16 protein-coding genes are annotated in these 25,314 nt (G+C 37.3%); 5 read left to right on the forward strand and 11 right to left on the reverse strand.

Annotation, left to right across the window (positions count from 1 at the left end):
• Position 1: 1 nt before the first annotated feature.
• The 8 genes from pelF to RST01_RS05955 form a co-directional block, all read right to left on the reverse strand.
• Positions 2-1,417: a GT4 family glycosyltransferase PelF gene (gene pelF, locus RST01_RS05920; RefSeq protein ID WP_147195140.1), complete on the reverse strand. Its 1,416-nt coding sequence runs from the start codon at positions 1,415-1,417 to the stop codon at positions 2-4.
• 1 nt (position 1,418) lies between these two features.
• Complete coding sequence (locus RST01_RS05925; RefSeq protein ID WP_147195141.1) at positions 1,419-3,251, reverse strand: DUF2194 domain-containing protein; 1,833 nt, start codon at positions 3,249-3,251, stop codon at positions 1,419-1,421.
• The gene (locus RST01_RS05930) at positions 3,235-4,140 is read right to left on the reverse strand and encodes a hypothetical protein (RefSeq protein WP_147195143.1); all 906 of its coding nucleotides are present in this window, start codon (positions 4,138-4,140) and stop codon (positions 3,235-3,237) included. Before RST01_RS05930 ends, RST01_RS05925 begins: the two co-directional genes overlap by 17 nt.
• Positions 4,141-4,142: 2 nt before the next feature.
• On the reverse strand, positions 4,143-6,326 hold the full coding sequence (locus tag RST01_RS05935; RefSeq protein ID WP_184117521.1) for an NAD-dependent epimerase/dehydratase family protein: 2,184 nt from the start codon (positions 6,324-6,326) through the stop codon (positions 4,143-4,145).
• Between the two features lie 427 nt (positions 6,327-6,753).
• Positions 6,754-12,099: a SpaA isopeptide-forming pilin-related protein gene (locus RST01_RS05940; RefSeq protein WP_147195146.1), complete on the reverse strand. Its 5,346-nt coding sequence runs from the start codon at positions 12,097-12,099 to the stop codon at positions 6,754-6,756.
• Between the two features lie 294 nt (positions 12,100-12,393).
• Positions 12,394-13,473, reverse strand: a complete 1,080-nt coding sequence (locus RST01_RS05945; RefSeq protein ID WP_244946670.1) for a response regulator — start codon at positions 13,471-13,473, stop codon at positions 12,394-12,396.
• Positions 13,474-13,488: 15 nt separating this feature from the next.
• The gene (locus tag RST01_RS05950; protein ID WP_147195150.1) at positions 13,489-16,533 is read right to left on the reverse strand and encodes an ATP-binding protein; all 3,045 of its coding nucleotides are present in this window, start codon (positions 16,531-16,533) and stop codon (positions 13,489-13,491) included.
• Between the two features lie 169 nt (positions 16,534-16,702).
• A complete protein-coding gene (locus tag RST01_RS05955; RefSeq protein ID WP_147195152.1) occupies positions 16,703-17,845 on the reverse strand; it encodes a glycerate kinase in 1,143 nt (380 codons plus the stop codon).
• Positions 17,846-18,051: 206 nt separating this feature from the next.
• Here RST01_RS05955 and RST01_RS05960 point away from each other — a divergent pair, with 206 nt between their 5' ends.
• Positions 18,052-18,834, forward strand: coding sequence for a helix-turn-helix domain-containing protein (locus tag RST01_RS05960; protein WP_184117522.1), 783 nt, complete (start codon positions 18,052-18,054; stop codon positions 18,832-18,834).
• A gap of 84 nt (positions 18,835-18,918) precedes the next feature.
• Here the strand turns inward: RST01_RS05960 and RST01_RS05965 are convergent, their stop codons facing one another.
• Genes RST01_RS05965 through pxpB form a run of 3 tightly spaced genes read right to left on the reverse strand, consistent with a single transcriptional unit; the run spans position 18,919 to position 21,406 of the window.
• Positions 18,919-19,686 (reverse strand): LamB/YcsF family protein, encoded by a 768-nt coding sequence (locus tag RST01_RS05965; protein WP_147195156.1) that lies wholly within the window; start codon positions 19,684-19,686, stop codon positions 18,919-18,921.
• A gap of 2 nt (positions 19,687-19,688) precedes the next feature.
• The gene (locus RST01_RS05970; protein ID WP_147195158.1) at positions 19,689-20,699 is read right to left on the reverse strand and encodes a 5-oxoprolinase subunit C family protein; all 1,011 of its coding nucleotides are present in this window, start codon (positions 20,697-20,699) and stop codon (positions 19,689-19,691) included.
• On the reverse strand, positions 20,696-21,406 hold the full coding sequence (gene pxpB / locus RST01_RS05975; protein WP_147195160.1) for a 5-oxoprolinase subunit PxpB: 711 nt from the start codon (positions 21,404-21,406) through the stop codon (positions 20,696-20,698). Before pxpB ends, RST01_RS05970 begins: the two co-directional genes overlap by 4 nt.
• Positions 21,407-21,671: 265 nt before the next feature.
• Here pxpB and RST01_RS05980 point away from each other — a divergent pair, with 265 nt between their 5' ends.
• The 4 genes from RST01_RS05980 (at position 21,672) to RST01_RS05995 (ending at position 25,312) form a co-directional block, all read left to right on the forward strand.
• The gene (locus RST01_RS05980; RefSeq protein ID WP_147195162.1) at positions 21,672-22,379 is read left to right on the forward strand and encodes a DUF969 domain-containing protein; all 708 of its coding nucleotides are present in this window, start codon (positions 21,672-21,674) and stop codon (positions 22,377-22,379) included.
• Entirely contained in the window at positions 22,379-23,332 is a 954-nt protein-coding gene (locus RST01_RS05985; protein ID WP_147195164.1) for a DUF979 domain-containing protein, read from the forward strand. Before RST01_RS05980 ends, RST01_RS05985 begins: the two co-directional genes overlap by 1 nt.
• 13 nt (positions 23,333-23,345) lie before the next feature.
• Complete coding sequence (gene pcp / locus RST01_RS05990; RefSeq protein WP_147195166.1) at positions 23,346-23,993, forward strand: pyroglutamyl-peptidase I; 648 nt, start codon at positions 23,346-23,348, stop codon at positions 23,991-23,993.
• 449 nt (positions 23,994-24,442) lie between these two features.
• The gene (locus RST01_RS05995) at positions 24,443-25,312 is read left to right on the forward strand and encodes a MurR/RpiR family transcriptional regulator (RefSeq protein WP_147195168.1); all 870 of its coding nucleotides are present in this window, start codon (positions 24,443-24,445) and stop codon (positions 25,310-25,312) included.
• The last annotated feature ends 2 nt before the right edge of the window (positions 25,313-25,314 follow it).

The following is a 25,314-nucleotide window of genomic DNA, read 5'->3' on the forward strand; positions in this document are numbered from 1 at the left end:
TCTATTCCTCTCCTATCGATTGATATAATTGTCGATAGTTTGATATCAAAGCAGATCTGGTATAAAAATGTTTCACTCGTTCCAATCCATTCTTTCCAAATTCTCTGCGTAATGCAGGTTTATTGCATAGTTCAATCATGTAATGCGCAATTTCTTCATAATGCATAACCGGTGCAATAAATCCTGCCTGACCACAATCATCATCTAATCCGCCAAACAGCATTTCTTTGCATCCACCAACATTTGTGCATACAAAGGGTTTCCCACAGGCTAACCCTTCAAGAATAGCCAATGGTTGGCCTTCACTAACACTAGTTAATAGGAAAAAGTCTATTTGCCCTAAAAAGTCTTTGATATTGACTAAACCTGTAAAAACAATATTTTTTATTTCGAGAGCTTCTACCAATTGAAGGCACTCCTCGTAGTACTCAGAGTCCTCATCAGTAGGGCCCATGATATAGAGCTCAACATTTGGAACCTTCTTTTCTACTAATGCAAAGCTTTGAATCATTGTTTTAATATCTTTAATAGGCACGACCCTGACGATTGCTCCAATTCGAATATGTTGAGTATCTGATTTTACTTCTAGCTGTTGATAATCCTTCCACTCAACACCATTCGGAATAAGCCGAATTTTTTCATCAGGGCAGCCTAATTCTATTTCGATTTCTCTGTTACGGTTGAAGAGTGTCACGACTTGGTCTGCAGCATAATAAATAGAGCTTGATAAAGTGTAAAAGTAGTTAATCCAAATATCTTTGAAATATCCTTTAACCCAATCTGCTTTAATAATTTCTTCTTCTCTTTCACGCGAATAGATCCCATGTTCTGTCAGGACCAATGGCTTCTGGTATAGATGCTTGGCTAATGTCCCTATTACACCTGCATATCCTGTGGAGACAGCATGGTAGATATCCGCTTTAGGGACCTCATGCTGGATAATGGATATGAGAGGTAGCAACATAGAGCTGATCGTCCAATATAGTTCAGTGAAAGGTGCTTGCGTGTATTCATTCTTCCCTATAAATTCGACCAGATCATAATAATCCTTGCTTGATAAAAATTCGCCTACATTAGAAAACTTCTTGCTTCGTATCAAATCAAATAACTCGTTCCAGGGCACATTTACATCATTATTGATTAACGAGATGAGGGACTCTTTCTGTACAGTCGAAAGATTATACCTTTTCCCCCATTTCTTTTTCTCATATAAATATTCATCTAAAAATATCTCTTTTAATTCCACTACATTTGGCGGCAGCTGGTATTTATACTGTCCCTTTTGTTTTGTTTCTGCTCCTATAGCATAAATGATAAATTCATGCTCCTTCATCGTTGTCATAAGACTGTGAATCCAGCTAGAAACACCGCCCGCCACATATGGATAAGATCCTTCAGCTATCAAGCATATGCGCATATCAGGATTCCCCCAAATCAATTTTGAAATCTGCCTTTTTTGCTTCTATTAAGTACGTATGTGTATCAATCTTTATAGCTTCACAATGCTCTAATCTATTCAGCTTCTTATCTGTTCGTAGGATATAAAACTGGTTCGGCGCATAGTTGCTAATATGACCTTCCAAACGATTTTCCGTATTTCTCCATTCTACTTGCATTTGCAGCGTATTGGCTACTTCATAAGCTGCATCTGTTGATGTATTAGCACGCAGCCACGGATACGTTTCTTTAATTCTTGCCATGTATTGATCAAACTCATCATACATCTCTTTCCAGCCAAGATTATTGCTGCGATCTTCACTAATCACATCATCGGGGTGGGCAAAATGAGAAAAGTACCCTAACTCTGTAACAGTATTAGCGATTGACCACCGATCAAATCCGCTCTCAAAATAGCCTGATGTAATTCGAGGCATTTCAATAATGCCATCTTTTGCAACCTCAAACTCTTGGACATAGCCGAGCCCCGTCATATCCTCCCTATACACAGAACTTATGACAGTCAAATCTGGCCAAGCTGCCTTTAAAGCACGTCTTCCTTCTTCAGACAGTACATTGGAAGGAGGAATATAGCTTGTAATCTTGTAATTTGGGAATGCCCTGCTTACATACGCGCTGAGTTCACGAATGGAATCCGACATATCCTCTTCATCCTTCCACACCTTGTAGCCATATACTGAAGATACTTTTGGGTCTAAAACAAGCGATTGATGATTAAATCCATGAAAGCCTAATTCTCCGCCGCTTTTTAATAATTCTCTACCAAAGGCAATTAAGTAATGGCTATCTTTATCTTCTACACTATCAAAAGGAGGTGTTACTACATCTGTGTACGATTCGATAATCCCACCAGTGTATTTAAAACCATACTTCTTCGCTGTTTTCAGCATATTCGGCCACCAAATTTCATTATAGAAAGATGGGATGTCACGCTGATATTCCTTTGATATAGCAACATTCCTGCCTTTTGGAATAGGTGCGGGAAAATCATCAATATAAAACAGCTTTTCATTAAACACAGGATAAATATAATCAGGAACTAATAGACTTAAGGCACCTGTAAATAGACCACGACTTATCTTTTCTTGCATGATGGTCCCATTGAAAACCATAAAAGCCCCTTCGCCATATTTACTTTTCCAGAGTAGCGGCGTTTTATCTGCACTTTCAGCAAGCAATTCTGTTTGATCATCAAGGTCCAGACTGATCGAATCGTTTGTTATAAAATCATCGTCGACTTTATATCCTTTTTCTCCAATTAATACATTTGACAAAAGGTGAATACCTTTTGGTGATACATAATCTCCAAAACTTGAGATACCCAACTTCCGATATAAAATTTGATATGCTGAATCCTGATTAAGGACTGACATAAAAAGGACATAGCCACCATTCTGTACATATTTTTCGATAGTCTCTACAGAACCAAGATCTTTTAAATGCTCGGTAGCAAGAATTGTGGTATTACAATCCTTTAACTTTACTCGGTGTTCCTTCGTATCAAAAATTGTGGTTCGCTTTTTCATATTTTCAAGCGCTTTTTCAGCATTCGCTTTTAGCTTCCTGTTATAATCGCTTGAAGAATTATATGCTATACAATAATTATCTCCGGTTAGCTGAGGTGTCTTCCGCTGATTCTCCAACGTTGCCAAATATTGATTTCTTTGTGGATGATCTGCTTTTTGGGCTTTCAAAACGATTTGAGAACGAGAAAACAAGAGTAAAAGACCACAGGCAAATAAAAGAAATAGAATAATATATACTTTTCTTAATTCCTTACTTTTGAAGTTCATGCTTATTTCCTCCCGACCAGTATCTCACGACGGTAAGAGCACGATTGGAAAATTGGATTGTTGAATTCATCAATTCATCTAAAATCTCCTGCATCTTCATTTTAGATTTTGTTCTGTAATAGTACTCCATCAGAAACAGGTAGGGCTCCTCTTGCAAAGGGTACGCCTCCAAGTATTGAAGCCCTGTCTTCTCAGCCTCTTGGTATTCGTGCAATTCCATTTCTACGCTCATCTTCTCTTCATAAATCTCTGTTTCACCTTGCCCATGTTCAATCAATATCCCTACAGCTTGGATGTAAATATACTTATACTTCTTTAACGTTTGATCATCTAAAAATCCGCTTGCCATATACTCTTTCACAACCTGCGCATATGATCTAGCAACCGTTGTGTCCTGCTGATTCTTTTCAAACTCAACAGAAAAGCGTTGAAGTGAAAGAGATAATTTTCGTTTCACTTCCATGACAGCAGCTACAGCAAAGTGAGAAGTTTCCGAGTCCTCATTTAGCACTGCCATTTTGATCACATCAATATATTGCATGGTGTCTTTCTTTAAAACATCGAGCATCAATTTCCTTCTCGTCGTAAAATCATTGATAACCAATGCTTCTTTAATCGGAATCACATTCAATTCTTTTTCACGCTTTACACTTTCTTCTTTTGTTAATAATTCAATTTCTATATCATTCGTTTGCTCATTCATATAATCCTCTAAAAATTTACCTTCATTTGAAATAAACTTTTTTGGCCAAATGCTAGGTAACAACCAGCCAATTAACGGTAAAAAGGACACAAGCGTCATACCTAAAAGCCATTCCTTTACATTTCTTTTAGCCAACGCAAGGATAATAGCAGAGACTATTACATAAATAAGATAGAGGTACAGCATTTTTACATTTCCCCTTCTAACAAGCGCATAGAAATATGATTCGCCTCAAAACGCGATAAAATTAACTCCACATCATTCCGATTTGTATTCGAAAGAATGACACCCATCCGATTCTGGTCTAACATGCCAATGTAATCCGTTTCTCGTAATAAATTTGATAATTTATTTGCATAAACGCTTATCTCTTGCTGAACAACAAAAGCCTCAAGCACTGCATACGGCATACCGTACTTATCTTTTTGTTCCCTCTTGCTTTCTAATATGCTTTTAAATACTTCTAGATATAAGACATTCGTTTCAGGAATAAATCGGTTAGCCTCTGTCGCCTCTATATAACGCAATGCTCTATCTAATGCTGAACCAGCAAGCTCTGTTGTGATTTTAAATAAATTTTCATGGTAGAGTGACATGTGTTTAAATTCCATCCAGTCGATTGTAATCACAGCAGAAATCTTATTGTTGCGATAGATGGGTGCTGCCATAATAGGCGTATCCGGCCACAACTCTTTATTTACAAAGATAGTGCCTGTTTGCAATACATGCTGTATATATTTATATTCAGTTGCTTTAATCGAATTTTTTTGAGCTGATTGAGAGAAGTTTGTATTCGCTACTAATCTTAAAAATGCTTGGTTACGATTAAAGACATAAATTGATACATTATCAGCGTCCATCACCTGTTTTACTACTTGAACAGCTTTTGAAAATACCTTTTCCGGCTCTAATTCATCTAGTTCTTTTATTATGGAATAAATTTCACCAAAGCTATCTTCGCTATTCAATAGACGCATTTGGAGCTCATCCTTAACCTCTCGAGTTTCTGTATGAATGCCTTCTAAAAACTCATAACGTTGTTCCAGCTCAGTCATTTTTTGTCGCTGCTCTTGCAAGCGGTTTGTTTTACGTTGTACAGAGTAGCCAACTACTAATCCGATAAATAAAAATAAGGCAATCTGGAAGAAAAATGATGTATCATACAATAATGATATAAACTCTCTTCCGTCAAACAGTTTCTCCATGGTTAATAGTCCGATTGATAATCCGACAGACAAGATAGATTGTTTAATGCCATACATAGCACCAAAAATCATAATATAAAAAACTCCAATTTCTGTCGTATTAAAAATAGATATATCATTTGTCAGCTCAAACCATGCGATAATAAGGAAAACTACTATATTTTCTATATAAGCTTTAAAAGGCTTTACTACATGCGCAAAATTCTTCGGCTTATCTGTTGCTTCTACAGTAGTAGCTGCTATTTCTTTTTGCGCCCGATCTCTTGTAGCCCATTGATATGTTTTTTCTAATCCTGTCCTAATATCATAAAGTGGACTCCAATCGATGCCATCCATGATTTTCCTATTATTTAAAACAGAGTGACGGATATCGCCTTCTTTTTCAGGCTGCCTATTTACTTTTACTTTTCCATGTATATCCTGAAAGATCTGTGCTAAGTCATTAATGCTTGTTTCTGTGTTTGTGGATAGATTAAAGACTCCACTAATAGGAGCATTGGTCGACCTATATATAGCGTCCGCAATATCGCCGACATATATAAAATCTCTCGTTTGTTCGCCGTCTCCGAAAATCTTCAGTGCTTCGCTATTTAATGTGTTGTTTACAAACTTAGAAACGACCCCACCCTCGCCTTTACTATTCTGACGAGGACCATATACATTTGAAAAACGAAAACACACAGTTTCAAACCCATATATTTCGTTCCACTTTTCACAATACGTTTCACCAATCCATTTGCTGATTCCATATGGTGATATTGGTGCACATTCCTCTTCTTCTGATAAAGGCAATTGACCGTTCACACCATATACAGCTGCAGATGAAGCAAATATAAACTTCTTCACATGGTACTTTTGAGAAAGTGATAATATATTTACAAGCCCAACAACATTAGATTCTGTATCTAACAAAGGATTATTAAAGGATTTTACGACACTTATTTGAGCCGCTAGGTGAATGACAATATCAAATCGGACCGCTTTAAAAATTTCTTCACATTTTGGATCATCAACAGAAAGTACGTATCCTTTGTGTTTAAAGGTGATATTCTCTTTTTTGCCTGATGATAAATCATCAATAATAAATATTTCATGGTCTTCTTTATGAAAGCGGTCAGCTACATGCGAACCAATGAAACCATAGCCTCCTGTTATTAATACTTTCATACTGTTTCTCCTCGTATTTTCATAGTAAGCACTTCGGCTCCTTATCATGCCCTTGAAACCCTTATTATCATTAGGTTTATAGGGTTTATTAATTATATTCCTCTCAATAATTCTTAATGCCTAAAACACACTTTCTAATAAAAATTATTTTTCAGTCATAAGCATAATGTCCTATTCGAATTTCCATTTAACTTGAAATAATTCCTCTATTGTATCTTTCGAATCAATTTCAACTTTCATAGTATAGCAAAAACTACAGGAAATTCTATATAAAATTGTTAAAAAAACAACTCCATTTCATACAATAATTTTCTATCGGAAACCTTCATTAGGACACCTTGACAATCCTACCATCAAAGCACTGAACAAAAACTGAACAAAAAAACACTTACCACCTTTTAATAGTGGCAAGTGCCTAAGTAAAAAACTAATTATTTTTACCAAATGATTTTCTAACTTTTCTAAAACTATAAAGAATCATCCAAAGGCCCAGTATACTTGAGGCAATTCCTCCAACTATCATGTTTAGAGAATACCCTTCACCTGTTTGTGGCAAGGCTTTTCCTCCAAATGTTTCAAGAGTTGTATTTGTATACTTATTAGGTTTATTCGAATTTCCTGGCACATTTGGTTTATCGGATGATGTTTTTGGCTGATCTGGCTTATTTGGATCCTCGGGTTTATGAGGCTTTTCCGGATTATCTGGTTGTTCTGGGTTGTCTGGATGTTCAGGTTTTCCTGGTTTTTCAGGCTTTGTTGGTTCTTCAGGCTCACCTGGTTTTTCGGGTTTACCTGGTTCTTCTGGTTTTGTTGGCTCTTCCGGTTTACTTGGATTTTCTGGTTCACCTGGTTGTTCTGGTGTTGTAGGCTTTTCTGGTTCGCCTGGTGACCCTCCTCCATTCCAAGGTATTCTGCTATTTGTTTTTTCACGATAAACTGTTTCTTTTTGTTGATCCATAATATCAAATTCAATTGGCGTTTGATTTAATTGATAGCCAGAAGGCGCCTTGATTTCAACCAATTGATATTTTCCAATCGGCAAATCTTTTAGAAAAATTTGACCAGTTTCATCTGATGTAAGTTTTTCAACATCAATTCCTTTTACTACTTCATAAATAGGAGAGTTGTTTTGATCCACATTATTTGTTGCTTTTCTTAACTCAAAGATAGCACCTTTAAGTCTTAATGTTTTATCTTCATTATATTTTGTTAACAAAACTGAACGATTCGCTTTTTTATTTTCAATCGTTTTAGAAACAATTGCATTGTCTGTTTGATTCTCTGAATCTAGAACGATTGTTTTTTCTTTTGAATCTAATAAATAGTCAGAAGGTGCTTTGGTTTCCACAATTGTATACGTGTCATACGGTAAATCTGTGAATGTTGCAATTCCCTTATCTGTTGTGGCAGTTTTTTTAACTGTTCCCCTTTCATTTGTTAGCTCAAATTCCACATTATCTAAAAGAATAGAATGATCTGAAGCATCAACTTTCTCAATTTTTATTTGCCCTTTACCACGTTTGTTTGTAGCAAATACCTCTGTGAACTTTGTTTGATTTTTAGTAATAGTAAATGGATGTTCTTTTTTGTCTAACAAATAATATTTCGGGGCTTTTGTTTCGATCAGACGATAATCCCCTGGTTCAAGATGGCCAACTTGAATTTCACCGTCTTGATTTGTTTTAAGGCCTTTAAGTTCTATGCCCTCTTTATCTTTTACTATCTCATCTTTATCATTATAAAGTAAATCAAACTCCGCTCCTGCTAAGAAATTACCGTTTTCTTCATCCTTTTTAATTAATTTAAACGCATTGAGGATTTTTTCATTTTTAATCGGTTCTGTCTCTACAATTGGTGAATCAATTTTCACTTTTATACCAATAGCAATTTCGTTATTCATTAAATAACCTGCGGGTGCTTCTGTTTCCTTCAGTGTGTATTCACCATATTTAATAGGAGAGAATGTTGCAATACCTGATTCGTTTGTTACTGCTTTCGCAATTTCTACATTTCCGTCATAAAGCGCAAACTCCGCTCCTGCTAATGGTTTTGACGTATCAGTTGCATCAACTTTCTTTACAATCAACTCACCCTGTTTGTCATTCTTCATGGTTGCTTTTGTCGGTTCCGTTTGATCCTTTACCACTTTGAAGTCCACTGGCTTTTGATCTAACCAATAGCCAGATAGCGCTTTGGTTTCAACTAGTTGATAATCTCCTGGCTCCAACTCATCAACATTAATTTTTCCTTCTTCGGTGGTTGTTAATTTTTCGTAGCCAGTAACTACTTTGTACTCACCTGATTCGTCTTTTTGTCTAAGTTCAAATTCAACACCTGAAAGTGGAGTGCCTTCTGCATCTGTTTTAGTCAATTCAATTGCCTGACGAATTTTTTTATTTGTAACAGTTTCATATTGAATGCCGTCTTTTAAAGAAGCTATTTTCAACTCAATCTCTTTAGCCGAATTTTTTAGATATCCTGTAGGTGCTTCTATCTCTTTTAAATCATATTTCCCTTCACCTAGTTTTACAGGGAAAAGCAGCTCGCCATTATCATTCGTAGTGCCTTCTGTAAGCTTAATTTTGTCTTTGTTATAAAGAGCAAATTTTGCTCCTGGCAAAACTTCATTCGTAGCCTCATCTACTTTTTTTAGCTGTAACGGTACTTTTTTTGTAGATCCCGATCCACTAAACCAATAATTAAATTTCTTTGTTTTTACTTCTTCTTTTCCTGTCGTAATACCATCATAACGAAGAGTTGCTCCATTCTCGACAATATCATTTGGTGCTCCTAAGAAAATAGTGCTGTATTCAATATAATAGGCTTTAGTTATAGGTTCATTAAATGTAAGTGTAAATGAGCCTTCGGCATTATCTACTCTTACAATATACCCATCTTCTAGTAAAGTTTTTGTTTCAGCTGGTTTGCTATTTTTTGATTCACCCGCTAAAGTAACTTCGTATACTTTGAAGGAATCTTCTAAGATTAATTGATTTGGATTTCCATCTGCATCTTTTCCTACTGCATCTGAAATAAATATATTAGATAATTTAGATTGTCCATAATTTAACTTCAAATTCCAATTAATTTGTGATGTAGCATTTTTCCCTTTCCCATCTTTTGAAAGTGTTTCATCTGTATAATTGACAGTAACCTCATCTGTCCAACTGGCATTTTTATTTTCACCATCGAATAGTTCTGCTGTATTTTTCGCTCTATAATTACCCACGGTAACAGGGAAAATCCCATTTTCTAATTCAGATGTATATGTGATTTCATAGGAACCTGTAATCTTTCCTAGAGCAATTTCAATCTTATTACCCTTCAAATCAGGTTTACTTGTAATTGGTGTTCCACCTTCATCTGGAGAAACTGTCCCATTCGGATTCACAATTACTGGTTTTATTTCAACCTGGCTTACAACATGACCTTCTGGTAACTGATCTTTAAATATAGCATTCTCAATTGTGTTACCATTGAAATTAATTCCAACAGTCCATTTAAAGGTTTTCTCTTTATAGTTATAAATGCCTTTCTTATAACCGTTTGCTTTTTGTTCTTCTCTAATGCTGGCAGTAGCTTCAGCGTTTGATGTATAGTTTTTGCTATTGGTTTCCCAAGTGATGCCTGCTTTGTTTATATACTTCCTGTCATTAGCACCAATATCTTTAATTTCATAATCAGTCGTATAAGTTATTGTAAATGGCTTACTGATTGTTCCTTTAACTTTGAAGGTAAAACCTGTATTTCCCTGATCCTCAAATTCATACTCATCTTCATTTAAGCCTATTACTTTTAAAGAGCCTTCTTTAAACTTCATACCTACACCCTCATAGGTATCAGTGATAATAATGTTATTCATTTCATACGAATCTTTATTGACATCTATTTTCCAATCAATAGTTTTCGCATTGTAGTTTGTTCCTGTTGTGGATTTCACGATACTTGGATTGCTGTAATTAAATGATGCACTGCTCGTTTTATTATTATCTTTTCTTGTAATAATGTTGCTAACTTTTCCACCCTCCGTAAAATAATCTGTTTTCTCTGTTGTATATTTAATTTGGTAAGGTGTTTTGTCAATATCTTGGTTAAATGATAGGGTGTACCCTTTCCCATCAGAATTAAGGTCTACATGATACAAGCTAGCATCGATCAGTTCATTATCTTCACTATAGACCTTGACGTCGCTCACATTATTGATTTTATGATCCCCTGTTATAACATCCGTCAATATAGCTTTATCTTTCACAATGTTTTTTCGGTTATAGTTATACTTAATCGTCCACTCAGCTTTGGTTCCATACCCATCTGACTTTACTGACTTCTCAATAGGAGGACCCCAGTTTACTGTTTGACTATTCGACGCTTCTTGTGTTGAACCTCTATTTGTTATAGATGCTGTATTTTTATAGGTAGCTCTTCCTGAATCAGAATCTCCCTCATCTATCACACTGTCATATTGGATACGATACGCTTTTTTCCCCTTTGATAAATCAAAAGAAACTTCAGTTCTATCGTCGTTATAGATAGGTGTAACAGATACTTCAGATCCTTCTGCAACCTCTCCCTTTGCATTCACGATTAGCTCATTAACTGAAAGCTTTTCACCAAATTTATGTTTCCCAGGACTTCCTTGTAACAGTACATCTTTAAAAGTTGCACCTGAGAGTTCGTCTAATTTTGTATTGATGTCAACTGTCCATTCAATTGAACTGCTGCTTTGACCATTATTTTCGGGTTTACCCGATTTCAAAATGGCATTTCCACCCTTGGGTTTAAAATGCAATTGGATTGTTTCTTGACCAGGCAATACTAGGTCGTATTCCAACTGAGTATTAGATTCACTATATTGGGCACCAATTGCAAAGCTTGCATTATGAATTTCAATACCTTGGTTTGCATCATCCCGAATAGATCCATTAAAGGTAATTACTACTTCGCCATTTTCAACCTTGAATGAACCAATGCTTCCGACCTCTCCACTTCCTTTTATATTCGTGAATATTTCTGGTAATTTATATCTTAAGGTTGAACCTTCACCATATTTGTGGCCGGCTTCTATTAATAACTCAAAATTTAAAGTAACAGCATCCCCATTTTGAGCCTGGTAATCTGGGATATGGCTGATATCCTCTTTCCCACCTGTGGCCTTGTCTACTAGTACAGTAATTTTCGAGATATGGGATGCAGGAACTGTCTTTTCAATTTCCACTGTAGGTGTAGTCTCTTCTTCCGGAACATTCGCTCCTTCTTTTACAGCTTCTTGGCTTTTCTCATCTTTTGTCTCTTCTTTACTCACAGCTGTTCCGTCTTCTTCGCCTATATTGACTATCGGAGGTTTGCTTTCTTCAGTAACCTCTTTCACTTTATCAGTAGACTCTTCCGATGATGGGTCATCTTCATGATTAGTTGTTGATTTCTGAATGTCCGCAAGCGGAATTGTTCCCTGTGCATCTTTCTCTTGGCCAGCTGTTACGATTACAGTAATGACACCTTCTGGCGATACTGAGTAACTCCCGACAGGTAAATTCCCTTGTTGTCCTGTATCGAATGTATACTCACTCCGGAATGTATATGTCTCCTTATTCTCATTCCCAGAGCCAGCTGTTAGATTCCAATTTAGTACAGCTTTTCCTTCCTGATCTGCACTTATAGAAGCATTAAAACTCTGCTTTTGGTCGGTATTAGTAACCGCATGCACAGACAATGGGCCTATAAAGTTTTGCAAGATCAGCATACAAGCTAATACAATAAAGCTAATCCTCTTCATAATTACCTCCTATAATATTTTTTTGATTTTGGAACGTAGTTGCTCTATAACTATTTTTCTTTCAAGGTGCTAAAGATAGCATCAATGTCTTGATCGCTACCAAACTCTAGCACCTTATAGCATGTTCCAACATACGTCGGTATTGCTAAGTTAGGCATAATAGTTTACAAAATCTCTATGGATGAATTATTCGTCTCAGAAATACCTTATCCACAATACCTTTTCGCCACTGAACAAATTCTGAACAAAAAACACTTACTACCTTATTAATAGTAGTAAGTGTTATTTTTTATGCTAAATAGTTTGCTGATAGAGCTCTTTGATTTTCAATGGGACCTCAATTCCCAATTCTTCCTCTAATCGGCTTTCTATGTTTTTATAATATCTTTTCATTTCGCTCATATTTTTCGTTTGCTTGTAGAATACTAGCAATTTATACATATATTCTTCTTGGTAACAATCGATTTCTAGCATTTTCTTTAAACAACTTTCAACCAATGTGCTATCTTTATAAAAAGATATACACTTTTCCATATAACGTAATACGGACTGCCTTACCTGATGCTGAAATGATAGTGCCCATATAAAGTCTTCCTCTTCTAAAAAGTCACCTTTATAGAGTAGCAGGAGTTTTTCGGTATCAGAGGGCAATAGCTGTTGGGCTTTGGTAATTTTCTCTATCTCTTTGATATCACTACGTACCGATACATTCAAAGTATAGTGATTATTATTAAAGGAAATGGCATTTTCCACTCCTTTTTCTTTGAACTTTTTTCGCAGCTGATAAACCGTTGTGTGAAGGAGACTTGTTGTCTTTTCCTGGTTTGTGTCAGGCCATAATTTCTCCATTACGATGGCTTTATGGACAGGAATTCCCTTTCGCATCCATAAGAATAGGAAAAGCTCTTTCACCTTTTTGGTACGCCATTTCAAGGGATTCTGTTTGTCATCTACTAAATTAAAGCTCCCCAGAGATTCAGCATAGAAAGAGACCGTATCCTCCATTGTATTCGCATCCGATTTCCCGATTGAACGACGGACTTTCTCTATAGCCTTTTGCAGGCGTTTCTTATTGATGGGCTTTAATAGATAGTCAACCGCATCTACATCAAATGCCTCAAGGGCATATTGGGGATGGGCTGTTACCATTATAATTTGGACATGGCTGAATTTCTTTGTGATTAATGAGGCAAAATGGATCCCATGCACATCACCCATTTCAATATCTAAGAAAACAACATCTACTTGTGATGTTTCCATTATCTTTAGAGCCGCATAGGGATCCATAAAACTCCCGACTACATTCACATCATCAAACTCTTTCAGCATCATTTCAGTTACGTTCAATGCGATCTCTTCATCATCGATTAACATGACTCTCACCGTTTATCACCTCGGTAATTGTATAGTTACTTTTGTACCTTTACCTTCTTTACTCTCTAATTGGAAAACCGTTCCTTTTATAAGTTTTAACTTCTTCAACGGATTCGTGAAACCAAGACGATTACTTCGCCCTTCTAAAAGCTCCCTTTGTTTTTCCAATGGCATTCCCACTCCATCATCTTGTATGGTGATATGAATATATCCTGCCTCTTCCTGAATAGACAAAAGCAAGGTCCCACCATTTTTATTTTTCGATATGCCATGCTGCACTGCATTTTCCACAAGCGGCTGTATAGTCATAGAAGGAATAGTTAGTTCAATTGTTGCATCAATATCAAAGATAACGTTCAGCCTGTTGCCAAAACGCATTTTTTCAATGGCCAAATAAGACTCCACAAGTTCTATCTCATCTTCCAGTGAGACAAGAGCTTCTGGCCTCCGATAATCCAATTTCGCACGGAAATAGACTGCCAGATGCTGCAGTGCCTCGCGTGTTTTTTCTTCATCTGTATAGCTTAAACCAATAATCGTATTAAGTGAGTTATATAAGAAATGCGGTTTAATTTGAGCATAATGGAAGCTCAGTTCATCATGCAAAGCATCTTGAGCTGATTTTTTCATACGCAGGAGTGATTCAATTCGAGCCTTTAACTCCTCTTTTTGAATAGGCTTTTGAAGGTAACCATTTGCACCCACCTGAAAAGATAATACTAAATTCGATGTGTGTTTAGCGGATTGTAATAAGATGACCGGCAGTTCTATTGGTCCATATTCTTCTCGTACAGATTGGCATAATTCATAACCTGACATATCCATTAACAATGTATCCGTGATAATCAAATCAATTGATTCCCTTTTAATGATATTTAGCGCTTCCTCGCCGTTGTTTGCACTTAGGACTTTATATTGCAACGCTTGAACCATCTGTTGGATTATACTGCGTTGTTCTAATTCTCCATCTACTACTAATATAGTGGAGAGATAATTATCGTTATTCTCCGAAAGAAGGGCAGCTGCGTAAAGCTGTTCTCCTCTTGCAGGATCTAACTGCCCCGTCTGTATTTCTAGTAATGCATTAGACAATAGAGGAACTGTAAATGTAAAACAAGAACCCCTTCCTACTTCAGAGACCACCCTTATTTTGCCTCCAGCAAGTTCAATGGTATTTTTCGCAATACTTAACCCTATGCCAAGGCCTTCTTGATCATTTGTATGGTTATCTATTTGGTAAAAAGGAGTAAAAATCAGTTCTAAATGCTCGTTTGCAATCCCTATACCTGAATCAGTTACGGAAATTTCCATCTCTTCTTGAACTACTTTTGCATCAATTGTAATCGTCCCTTGATTCGTTGCATGAATGGCATTCGATAATAAAATAGTTAGCACTTGTTTCAGCTTTTGTTCATCTATAAAAATGAGGGGCAGATCATCCCTAATATGGTTTATTAGTTTTACATTCATCTTCTGTGCATACATATATTGAATTTCAGCGATTACTTCTTCTGCCACCTTTAAATCAACTGCGCGTGGATTAGTAAGAATATCTTTATTTTTTGAATTAGAAACAAATAATAAGTCCTCAACTAGGCTCGCTACTCGCTTTCCCTCATTATATATTGCAATAGCCTTTTCATGCTGCGAGCGCTTCAAAGGCCCATCAATTCCTTCCATAAGTGCCAAAGATTTGTTTAATATCGTATCGATAGGTGTACTCAATTCATTCGATGTACGAACTAAAAATTCATCTTTTAATCTATGCTGCACCAGAAGTTCTTCCGAGAGGTTTTGTATTCGTTTATATGCTGTTTGATACCGAAAACTTAAAAGCAATGACAAGCTAAAAATCATCAGTAAGCCTAAGAGTGGCAGCATGCTTTTCGCTTCAATTTCAAACAGGAAATTAAGCCCTAATACCAATCCGTAACACATGAAAGTTGTCATCGTAAGCAATAAATAATCCGATCCTTCTTTCTTTCCTAGGAAAGCTTTCAGTAATACTTGAAGAATGTAGATAAAGCAGATAGCTAATATGGCTACTAGCATTATTTGACGTACGTATAGTGAAATAGATGGAATGATGTAGCTTAATGGATTATAGGTGTTGATGATTATGAGCTGGACACACAGTAAGATACTTAAAAATAGAGATACTTTCCTCTTTGTATGCTCTATAAACAATCGGGACACGAACAGCAAGAAAAACAATACAACTAGATGGATAGCAGATAGCTGCAAGCGCGATTGTTCATGCGCTGTGAAAGAAGAGAAAACAGTGAAAAATACATAGCTATTAAGCATTGAATTATAGATGCCCAACACGATACAAAATAATGCAAAGTATAATTCATCAACATATCTTCTTCTCTGCAAAAAAGTAAAAAAGTGAATGAGACCAATCAGTATAAAACCAGTAATAATGCCTACTTCTATTAATTCATTTAATTCTTGCTTTGCTGTAACGTCCTTGCTCCTTCCAAAAGTGAGCGGATGAACTATGCCACCAGTATGGTAAGTATAATTAGCTGCCTGAACTACGATTTCAAGTTGCTTATTTCTACTTTTACCAAAGACCGTATAATTTTGATTACTATAAATAAAATTTTCTTTTTGCTCTGCTGGTTGCCCAGCTCCTCCTGCTTCCACTCCATTAATATAAATTTTGCTTGAATTTCGGATAGAATTCGCTTGTATTCCGTAACTTCCATCTGTAGGAACCTTAATAGTTAAGCGATATGTACCAAAACCATTACTTGTTTTATTTGGAAAAGCCTTCTTCCAATCACCTGGAACTGCAATTTGTTTTTGTATTCGTTGGTATCTTTTAAATACATCCCTGTCAGCCCTTGGTTCAATCAACTCGTTCGGGTAAAACTCCCAATTTCCATTAAGCATAATAATAGGATCGCTTTTCGTGTTCCAATTTATTAGTGAGAGTACTCCATTAACAACTGGAAAAGGGGTTTTATTTGATGTGTGAAATGAATGATTAATACCGACTAATGTAGTAATTAAAACAATGATAGATAGCACTATAAATATAATTCTTTTCACTATTCAACCTCCCTTTCCAATTTCTACACATTAAATGTACACTGAATGGAACATTCTTTACAATGATATTTTTAAGTGAATTATTGAAATAAAAAAACGCTGATTCTTCTCAGTTCAGCGTTTCCAATTTACAATGTTATTAGCTATATCCCTCTAGCACTGGGGTGAACTACTTTCCTTTTTCTTTATATACGAATCGTGCCATCACTTCTTTTGTCTTCTCTTTCAAATATACAAAGGCTGCATCCATTGCTTTTTCCGTTGAGACGCTCTCTTCTACAACTGAATCGATTTCAGTAAAATAGGGTGTAAGACTATATCGGCAACCCTCATCAATCGTTCCAGAAATTAAAATAGTGGGTTTGCCTGCTTTTTTGGCTGCTTGGGCGATTCCTATGGGCGCCTTTCCTGATAATGTCTGTAGGTCTGTTTTTCCTTCTCCGGTCAAAACAAGATCGGCGTATGATACATGGTGAGTAAAATCAACAGCTTCTAATACTACTTGAATACCTTGTCTCATTTGTCCATCAAAAAAAGCTAGGAATGCTCCTCCAGCACCTCCCGCGGCTCCTGCTCCTTCTTTCTCGTGTAACGCAATGCCAACCTCTCTTTCAATCACATTCGCAAAACGTTTTAAACTAGAATCCAATAAAACAACCTCTTCAGCAGAAGCACCTTTTTGTGGTCCAAAAATAACTGAAGCTCCATTTGGACCGACGAATGGATTTTTCACATCACACGCTATGATAAATTCAGAATCTGCAATGCGAGCATCCCAACCATTCATATCTATGGAGGCTACATCAGCTAATGCCCCTCCACCTTTTTTCAGGTCTGCGCCTTCATCATTTAATAAACGAATGCCAAGAGCCTGCAGCAAGCCTGCTCCCCCATCATTCGTCGCACTCCCACCTAATCCAATGATAAATTTACGATACCCTGCATTCAATGCATGCTGGATCAATTGTCCGGTCCCATATGAAGACGCCTTTATCGGATTTAATGCCTCTTTATTTAAACGAGTAAGCCCTGAAGCTTCAGCTATTTCAATTACACATGTCTCTCCATCACCAAGCACTCCATATGCTGCCTGGACGTTTTTCCCAAGCGGATCTTCTACAAGTACGCGGGTAAGTTTGCCATTCGTTGCATCAATTAAACTTTGCATCGTTCCCTCTCCACCATCTGCTACAGGCAATAGAATTGTTTCAACTTTTGAATCAACTTCCATTATTCCTTCTTTCATAGCATTCGCAGCTTCCATTGCTGTTAAACTACCTTTGAATGAATCAGGCGCCAATAGTATTTTCATTTGCTCTACCTCCTCTGCATGAAATTCATTCTGAAAAAATTTTCTTTATAAAAAAGCCTTCAACCTGAAAGAAGATTGAAGACATATATTTATTTAACATGACTGATATCATCATTCACATAAAGCGAAAAAATTCTTTCTCTTGTTGTCCTCTTTTCTCCACTTTCTTCTATTTAACATGTAAAAGCAGAAAGAGGGAGAATACAATGGCACGTTTTGATTATTTGGCACCATATGCGACATTTACAACTGTACAAGAAATGGACGAAGTAGTGGAACAACATATCCACAAGCATTACTACAATTTGACTCCATCAGACAAGGCAATTCTTTATAAAATGGTTTCGCATGCATTGGATTACCCGGGAGCCTGCCACCTAAAAGCACAAACAATTGCAGCAGCTTTAGGCATTTCTGTAAGAACTGTTTTCCGTACGCTTAAACGCCTAGAAGAATTTCAAATTATCCAACGCATCCAAACAAAAAAGATGAATGGCATCAAAGGCGCCAACATCTTTTCTATTTTACCCTACCATGACACATCGATTTTGGCACATCAAGAGGAAGCTGAAACCCCTTGTGAGAGTAAGGCGGAGGTTGTAACAACTGAACAAGAACCTTCTTTATCTTCTAATCCTAAACATCAATACGGTAAACATACGTACCCGATGCTCAATACATCCATACGTAATCGAATCTTTCATTATCTAGCTTCTACCACAGGTAATACATCAGAGACAAAGAGGTTTGCAGATGTGGTGTACAAGCAACTAAAGCCGTTGCTGGAATGGGAAATATATCAATCCCGCAAACAACAACTCGAAGATATTAGTTTTACGGCCTTCAAAGAAACCATTCAACAGACCAAAAAGCAGTTTATTCGCAATCCCTTTGGCTATATGTACAAAAAGTTAGATAGAAAATTGAATCGATTTATCGTAGATGTGATGGAATTTTATTTGGAAGCGGCAAGAAGAAGTGATGCGTAGTAGGTGCTCATTAGGTGCCACAATCCATGCCTCTGTCATTCAAGAATATATGTAATTTTTTTAGCACAACTATCAAGGCGTTATTCACTTAAAGCTTGCAATCTTTGCTACTTCAATCCCAGCTTCCCGCAGGCTACTAGAAATATAACTAGCAAAGTCCAGTGCATTCTCTCCATCGCCATGAATACAAATGGTATCTGCTTGGATAGGGACGTCTATACCTTGAAGTGACGCTACAGTCCCTTCCTTTACCATGCGGATGACGCCTTTCACAGCTGTTTCGCGGTCCGTAATGAGAGCCTGCGGTTCAGTTCTTGATGTTAGTGAGCCATCACTTTGATATGTTCTGTCGGCAAATACTTCATTTGCTGTGCGCAAGCCAATTTTTTCACCTGCTTTGACTATCTCGCTTCCTGCTAAACCAAATAAAATAATGCTTGGATCCACTTTGTAGACGGCTTCTGCAATCGCCATCGCGAGTGATGAATTTTTTGCTGCCATATTGTATAAAGCTCCGTGGGGTTTCACGTGTTGAATTTGTCCGCCTTCTGATTTAGCAAAAGCATAAATTGCTCCTATTTGATAGACAACAAGGTCATATGCTTCCTGCGGAGAAATTTGCATATTTCTTCTACCAAAGCCGACTAAATCTTGCAATCCTGGATGTACGCCTAGCCCAACATTTTTGTCTATTGCCATACGGACCGTTTTCCTAATGGTCGCAGGGTCTCCTGCATGAAAGCCGCAAGCAATATTAGCTGAAGTGATGAAATCCAGAATTTCTTCATCTCTTCCCATTTTGTAAGCGCCGAAGCTCTCTCCCATATCACAATTCAAATCAACCTTAAGCATGTTTATTCCCCCTCGTTTAATTTCAATTCTATCGCTTTTTTTAGTAATTGTATTTTTCTTTCCTTTTGTAAAAGCAATATCTGGGCCTCTTCATGAGTAATTTCTGTAAAACGGATGGTATCACCTGGCTTTGCTTGAGCCAATAATGGCAAATCAACAGCAGCAACTTGCCCAATCTTTGGATAGCCTCCTGTTGTTTGGCGGTCTGCCAGCAAAATAATCGGATTTCCATCTGAAGGTACTTGGATTGTCCCAAAGCTTACCGCTTCTGATAACATGTCAATCGGTTGCGCTAACGACAATGGAACTCCTTTTAATCGATACCCCATCCGGTCCGATTGTGCAGAAACATCAAAACACGAGGAGAAAAAAGCATTTTGGCTTGAAGTTGAAAAAAGTGAGTAGTGACGTCCCTTCATCACACGAATCACTTGGTCATTTTTAAAAGCAGGGATGAGCTCAGATGCAATGGACCATTCAGCTTCTACGAATGTTTGATTTCTCATGTCTTTTTTCAGTTGACCCATCATGTGCTGTGCTACTCCACTAATTGAATCGGTTGAAATTTTATCTCCCTGTTTTATAGCTCCTCCATTAAACCCACCAATTCCAGCCTTAAGGTATGTTGACTTGCTCTCCATGACCGAGGGTACAGCCAATCCGCCTGCAACCCCCAAGTTCACTCGGCATCCACCCTTCGCCGCACCAAATCGAAGTTCGCTTCCTTTTTTCACATAAATGGTTTTCCACATTGAAACTGGCTCTCCATTAATTGAAGGAGATAAATCACCACCGCAAATTGATAGAAGTGTATCTTCATGAAATTCTATATGAGGACCCATAAGTGTGATTTCTAATGTAGGGGCATTTTCTTCATTTCCCACTAACAAATTCGATATCCGGTGTGCAACGGTATCCATTGCTCCGCCCACAACTACCCCGTATTTTTGAAAGCCATACCGACCTAGGTCTTGAATCGTTGTGAGGAGTCCGGGTTTTTTTATAGTGATCATCCTTCTTGCCCTCCCCACTCTATGTACTCTTGATAGCTAATCGGTTTAAAACGAATTTTATCTCCAGCTCGCAACAAACTTGGTGTTTCGGCATTTGGTTGAAATAGCTCTACTGGTGTCCGGCCAATTAAATTCCAGCCACCAGGTGTTGAAATCGGATAGATACCCGTTTGTTTGCCAGCAATCCCAACTGTTCTTTCGGGTATTTTCAATCTTGGAGATGGCAATCTAGGCGCTGCAATCTCCTCAGACATCCCACCAAGATACGGGAATCCCGGCGCGAACCCAATCATATAGACAGTGTATTCTGCAGAAGAATGGATTTGAACTACCTCATCTGCCGTTAAGCCGTTCAACTTAGCAACAGATTCTAAATCCGGGCCAAATTGTTCCCCATAGCATACCGGAATCTCCACAATTCTCGTTTCTGTATGCTGGTTCACAGGTAAGTCTGATAATGCCTCATGTAATTCATTGCAAACAAACTGGTTTGGGAGCTCTCCTTTTAAATTATTCATTATTTTTAACGGATTATAAAAAATAGTTACTGTCGAAAATGCAGGTATGTATTCTACCATCCAATGGAATGAATGATTCTCTAAAAAAGATGAAATTGCTTGTACCTTTTGATGCGTGAGTAAATTTAGTTCATTTCCCAATTCGATAATGATTGCATTTTCTCCCAATGGATACAAGGAATAATCCATTAAGTCTCCCCCTCGCAAAAATCATTAATTTAATAGCTTTTCTAATATAAATATCAATATACTATTATAGTATATTTTATTTTAAAGATTTAAACAATTTAAAATAGAGTAAAGTCTTTATTTATTTATTAATATTTTTATTTATATATAATTTATAGATAATTAATACTATTTTAAAATTAAACTTCTGAAGCCCTTTTCAGCCTATTTTATATCTGTTAGTATTTTTATATTCAAAAAATTCCTAAGAGAAAGAAGAGTTTATATGGTTTTAATTGGCGTTGCATTAATTATCATCGGATTTGCATTAAGGCTAAATTCTCTTGTAGTTGTAACTGTCGCCGGTTTAGTAACTGGTTTAATTGCAGGTATGCCTATAAAAGAAATCATTACCCAATTTGGAGAAGCCTTTACGACAAATCGTTATATGTCTATTTTGATTGTTACACTTCCCGTCATCGGCCTTTTAGAAAGAAGCGGGTTACAAAATCAGGCGGGACATCTTGTTTCAAAAATAAAAGCCGCTACAGCAGGCCGTATCCTTACGATCTACTTGCTGATTCGCGAAATTGGTGCCGCTCTTGGATTAAATAGTATTGGCGGGCATCCACAAACTGTTAGACCGCTTATCGCCCCTATGGCTGAGGGTGCAGCAGAAGCAAAATATGGAGAGGTTCCCGAAAAAGAAAAAGAAGAAATTCGAGCGCATGCTGCAGCAGCAGATAATATTGGACTCTTTTTTGGAGAAGATATTTTTGTAGCTGTCGGTGCAATTTTACTGATGAAAGGCTTCTTTGATCAAAACGGGATTGAAGCAGACCCTATATCGATGGCACTTTGGGGTATCCCTACCGCTATCTTTGTTTTCATCGTCCACTCAATAAGACTTTATTTCTTTGATAAAAAGCTAGATCGGAAACTAAGAGGCAAGACAGAGAACACTCCACCGATCAGTAAAAAGGATGTGAGCTAATGGTTTTTTCAGTTGAATTTATTTATATCATCATGGGTATTATTGGGTTTTGTTGCTCCATCTATACTTTTTTAGATAAAGCAAACCCACGCCGAATTTCCTCCGGTTTATTCTATCTTCTTTATTCTCTTACACTACTATTCGGCAAAGTCATACCGCCGTTTTACATAGGAATCATGGTTATCCTTATGGTGCTAATCGTCGGCTTGGGCGGTTTAAAGAAAGGTTCATATGAAGAGGCGACTGAGGGACAACGCGAAGAGCGCCGGAAGAAACTTGGAAATATGTTATTCCTGCCTGCCTTATTAATACCGATTATCACGGTTATAGGCTCTAAGTTATTTGTTAATGTAAAAATTGGCTCACTGCAATTATTAGATCCAGCTAACCCTACACTTGTATCACTGGGCATTGCATGTTTAATCGCAATCCTCGCAGCAGTAGCTCTGACAAAAAGTACACCTAAAACCACCATTAAAGAGTCACGAAGATTATTAGAAGCAATCGGCTGGGCAGTTGTACTCCCTCAACTATTAGCTACACTTGGAACCATTTTCACTTCTGCTGGTGTGGGCAAAGTCGTTTCAGATATGGTCACAAAGGTTATACCAGAAACATCTTTATTCTGGGTAGTATTTGCATTCTGTATCGGCATGGCTGTCTTTACGATGATTATGGGAAATGCATTTGCAGCGTTCCCTGTGATGGCAGCTGGCATTGCCATTCCGTTATTGATCAAACAATTCGGCGCAAATCCGAATCAAATAGCGGCTATTTCAATGTTTGCCGGCTATTGCGGCACATTGATGACACCAATGGCTGCAAACTTCAATATTGTGCCTGCAGCTCTTCTAGATTTAAAGGATAAGAATCATGTTATTCGTGTTCAAATTCCAACAGCATTATGTGCATTAGCTTTCAATATCGTTCTTATGTATTTTCTAATTAAATAGGAGGAATGTTCAAATGGAGAAAAAAGTACTGATTACCGGGTTTGACCCGTTTGGTAGTGATACTGTGAACCCCGCTTTAGAAGCTGTGAAAAAGTTAGAAGGCCAAAAAATTGATGATGTAACCATCATTACACAAGAAGTTCCTACTGTTTTTCATGAGTCAATTAAAGTTGTAACGGAATCCATTGAAAAGCACCAGCCCGATGTGATAATTCTTGTTGGACAAGCTGGTGGACGCACTCAAATTACACCTGAACGGATTGCTATTAATATTGATGATGCGCGTATCCCTGATAACAAGAAGAATCAACCCATTGATGAACCGATTGCAGCAGACGGTCCGGCTGCCTACTGGTCCACTCTGCCAGTTAAAAGAATGGTGCATGATATGAGAGAAGCCGGGATTCCAGCAGCCGTCTCTCATACTGCCGGTACATTTGTCTGTAACCATTTATTCTATGGCGTCATGCATTATCTGGCTAATCATGCGCCACATATTCGTGGAGGGTTTATCCATATTCCTTTCATCCCTGAGCAAGCCGTCTCTAACAACCAACCAAGCTTAAGTCTAGATACCATCGTAAAAGGCATTAAACTATCGGCACTAGCGGCTGCACATGATCATGAAGATATTCGTGAAGTTGGCGGTACCATTTGCTGATAGATTTGTATTGAGGTATTGAACATGTGTAATTGTAAAGGTTTTTATTAATTCATATTAAATTGAAGTGGGACAGCTACGCATTCCTAGGGGCGAGCGGTAAGCTTCCTCGTCAGCTGCGCTTCCTGTGGGATCTTACCTGTCTCGCTAATCCCTAAGGAGTCTCCGCTATCCCACTTCATCAACATATATATTAATTTTTAGAATTTCATAATTATATAGTAGACAACTGACCATTAAATTGGCTTTTCGTATAACTGTCAATTTCAAGGTATTCTTCATTATTTCCTCTCCTGATCTTATCAGTTTTAACCTTATTCTTTTTATCCATCCGTGATCAATTAATCCCATAAAAAATTTCTGAATATTCATTGTTTTATGAATTAATTTATGTTATCCTCGTATGAAGTTGAAACTTCAAAACATACAATAAAAAGGAGAAACTTCTCTTGGAAAAAGAACGAAGTATCAAAGAATTGATTGAGATGCAATTCCATGATCTCTCAAAAGCTCAACAAAAGGTAGCAAACTTTGTCTTACGGCATCCCAAATTTGTGAGTGTTCACTCAGCTACTGAGGTTGGTGAAAAGGCGGGAACAAGTGAAACGACAGTTATTCGCTTCTGCTTTGCGCTTGGGCTTGAAGGCTATACAGAACTACAAAAGAAAATTACCTTACATGTTTTTAACAATACTGCTGTTAGTACACTTGGTTACTATGTTTCTTCGAAAATGGAGCTCTACAATGACCAATGTCTAGTAGAAAAAGGCATGAACAAAGACAGTACAAAAATCAGCGGGATTGCCAAGCAAATTAATAAAGAACATTTTAATGAGGCAACCATACGACTACATAAAGCAAAAAATCTATATATTTTGGGTGGAGGTGCATCAGAGTTTGGGGCAAGATGGCTGCACTTTACGTTAAATATCCTTCGGCCGAACGTGAAGCTGATTCAAACGGACTCGGCGGATCTCTTTCGGACAATGCAGGAAATAGATGAGGATTCGGTTGTCGTTGTCATTTCATTGCATCGGTATTTTAAGGAACCCATTCAAATTGCAGAAACTCTTCACAACCAAGGGGTAACGGTCATAGCTATTACAGATTCGAAATTAGCCCCTATCCATAAACACAGCTCATATTCCTTTATTCTCGAACAGCCTGAACTGTCGACGATTGATCTCATGCCATCTCTTATATCATTTTTAAATGTTATCGTGACAGGCATGATGACTCTTGATCCGCAATATTATCAGGATCAGCGAGTAAGATACGATGATTATAAAAATAGCTTTATTGCAGATCGGTGGTTTTAACT

This window comes from Rummeliibacillus stabekisii (assembly GCF_007988965.1).
GTDB classification, from domain to species: domain Bacteria; phylum Bacillota; class Bacilli; order Bacillales_A; family Planococcaceae; genus Rummeliibacillus; species Rummeliibacillus stabekisii.

What these genes read in the sequence shown, in the direction of transcription:
- pelF (WP_147195140.1), bottom strand. Translation starts at nt 1,417, where the DNA reads ATGCGCATATGCTTGATAGCTGAAGGATCTTATCCATATGTGGCGGGC.
- RST01_RS05925 (WP_147195141.1), bottom strand. Translation starts at nt 3,251, where the DNA reads ATGAACTTCAAAAGTAAGGAATTAAGAAAAGTATATATTATTCTATTT.
- RST01_RS05930 (WP_147195143.1), bottom strand. Translation starts at nt 4,140, where the DNA reads ATGCTGTACCTCTATCTTATTTATGTAATAGTCTCTGCTATTATCCTT.
- RST01_RS05935 (WP_184117521.1), bottom strand. Translation starts at nt 6,326, where the DNA reads ATGAAAGTATTAATAACAGGAGGCTATGGTTTCATTGGTTCGCATGTA.
- RST01_RS05940 (WP_147195146.1), bottom strand. Translation starts at nt 12,099, where the DNA reads ATGAAGAGGATTAGCTTTATTGTATTAGCTTGTATGCTGATCTTGCAA.
- RST01_RS05945 (WP_244946670.1), bottom strand. Translation starts at nt 13,473, where the DNA reads ATGTTAATCGATGATGAAGAGATCGCATTGAACGTAACTGAAATGATG.
- RST01_RS05955 (WP_147195152.1), bottom strand. Translation starts at nt 17,845, where the DNA reads ATGAAAATACTATTGGCGCCTGATTCATTCAAAGGTAGTTTAACAGCA.
- RST01_RS05960 (WP_184117522.1), top strand. Translation starts at nt 18,052, where the DNA reads ATGGCACGTTTTGATTATTTGGCACCATATGCGACATTTACAACTGTA.
- RST01_RS05965 (WP_147195156.1), bottom strand. Translation starts at nt 19,686, where the DNA reads ATGCTTAAGGTTGATTTGAATTGTGATATGGGAGAGAGCTTCGGCGCT.
- RST01_RS05970 (WP_147195158.1), bottom strand. Translation starts at nt 20,699, where the DNA reads ATGATCACTATAAAAAAACCCGGACTCCTCACAACGATTCAAGACCTA.
- pxpB (WP_147195160.1), bottom strand. Translation starts at nt 21,406, where the DNA reads ATGGATTATTCCTTGTATCCATTGGGAGAAAATGCAATCATTATCGAA.
- RST01_RS05980 (WP_147195162.1), top strand. Translation starts at nt 21,672, where the DNA reads ATGGTTTTAATTGGCGTTGCATTAATTATCATCGGATTTGCATTAAGG.
- RST01_RS05985 (WP_147195164.1), top strand. Translation starts at nt 22,379, where the DNA reads ATGGTTTTTTCAGTTGAATTTATTTATATCATCATGGGTATTATTGGG.
- pcp (WP_147195166.1), top strand. Translation starts at nt 23,346, where the DNA reads ATGGAGAAAAAAGTACTGATTACCGGGTTTGACCCGTTTGGTAGTGAT.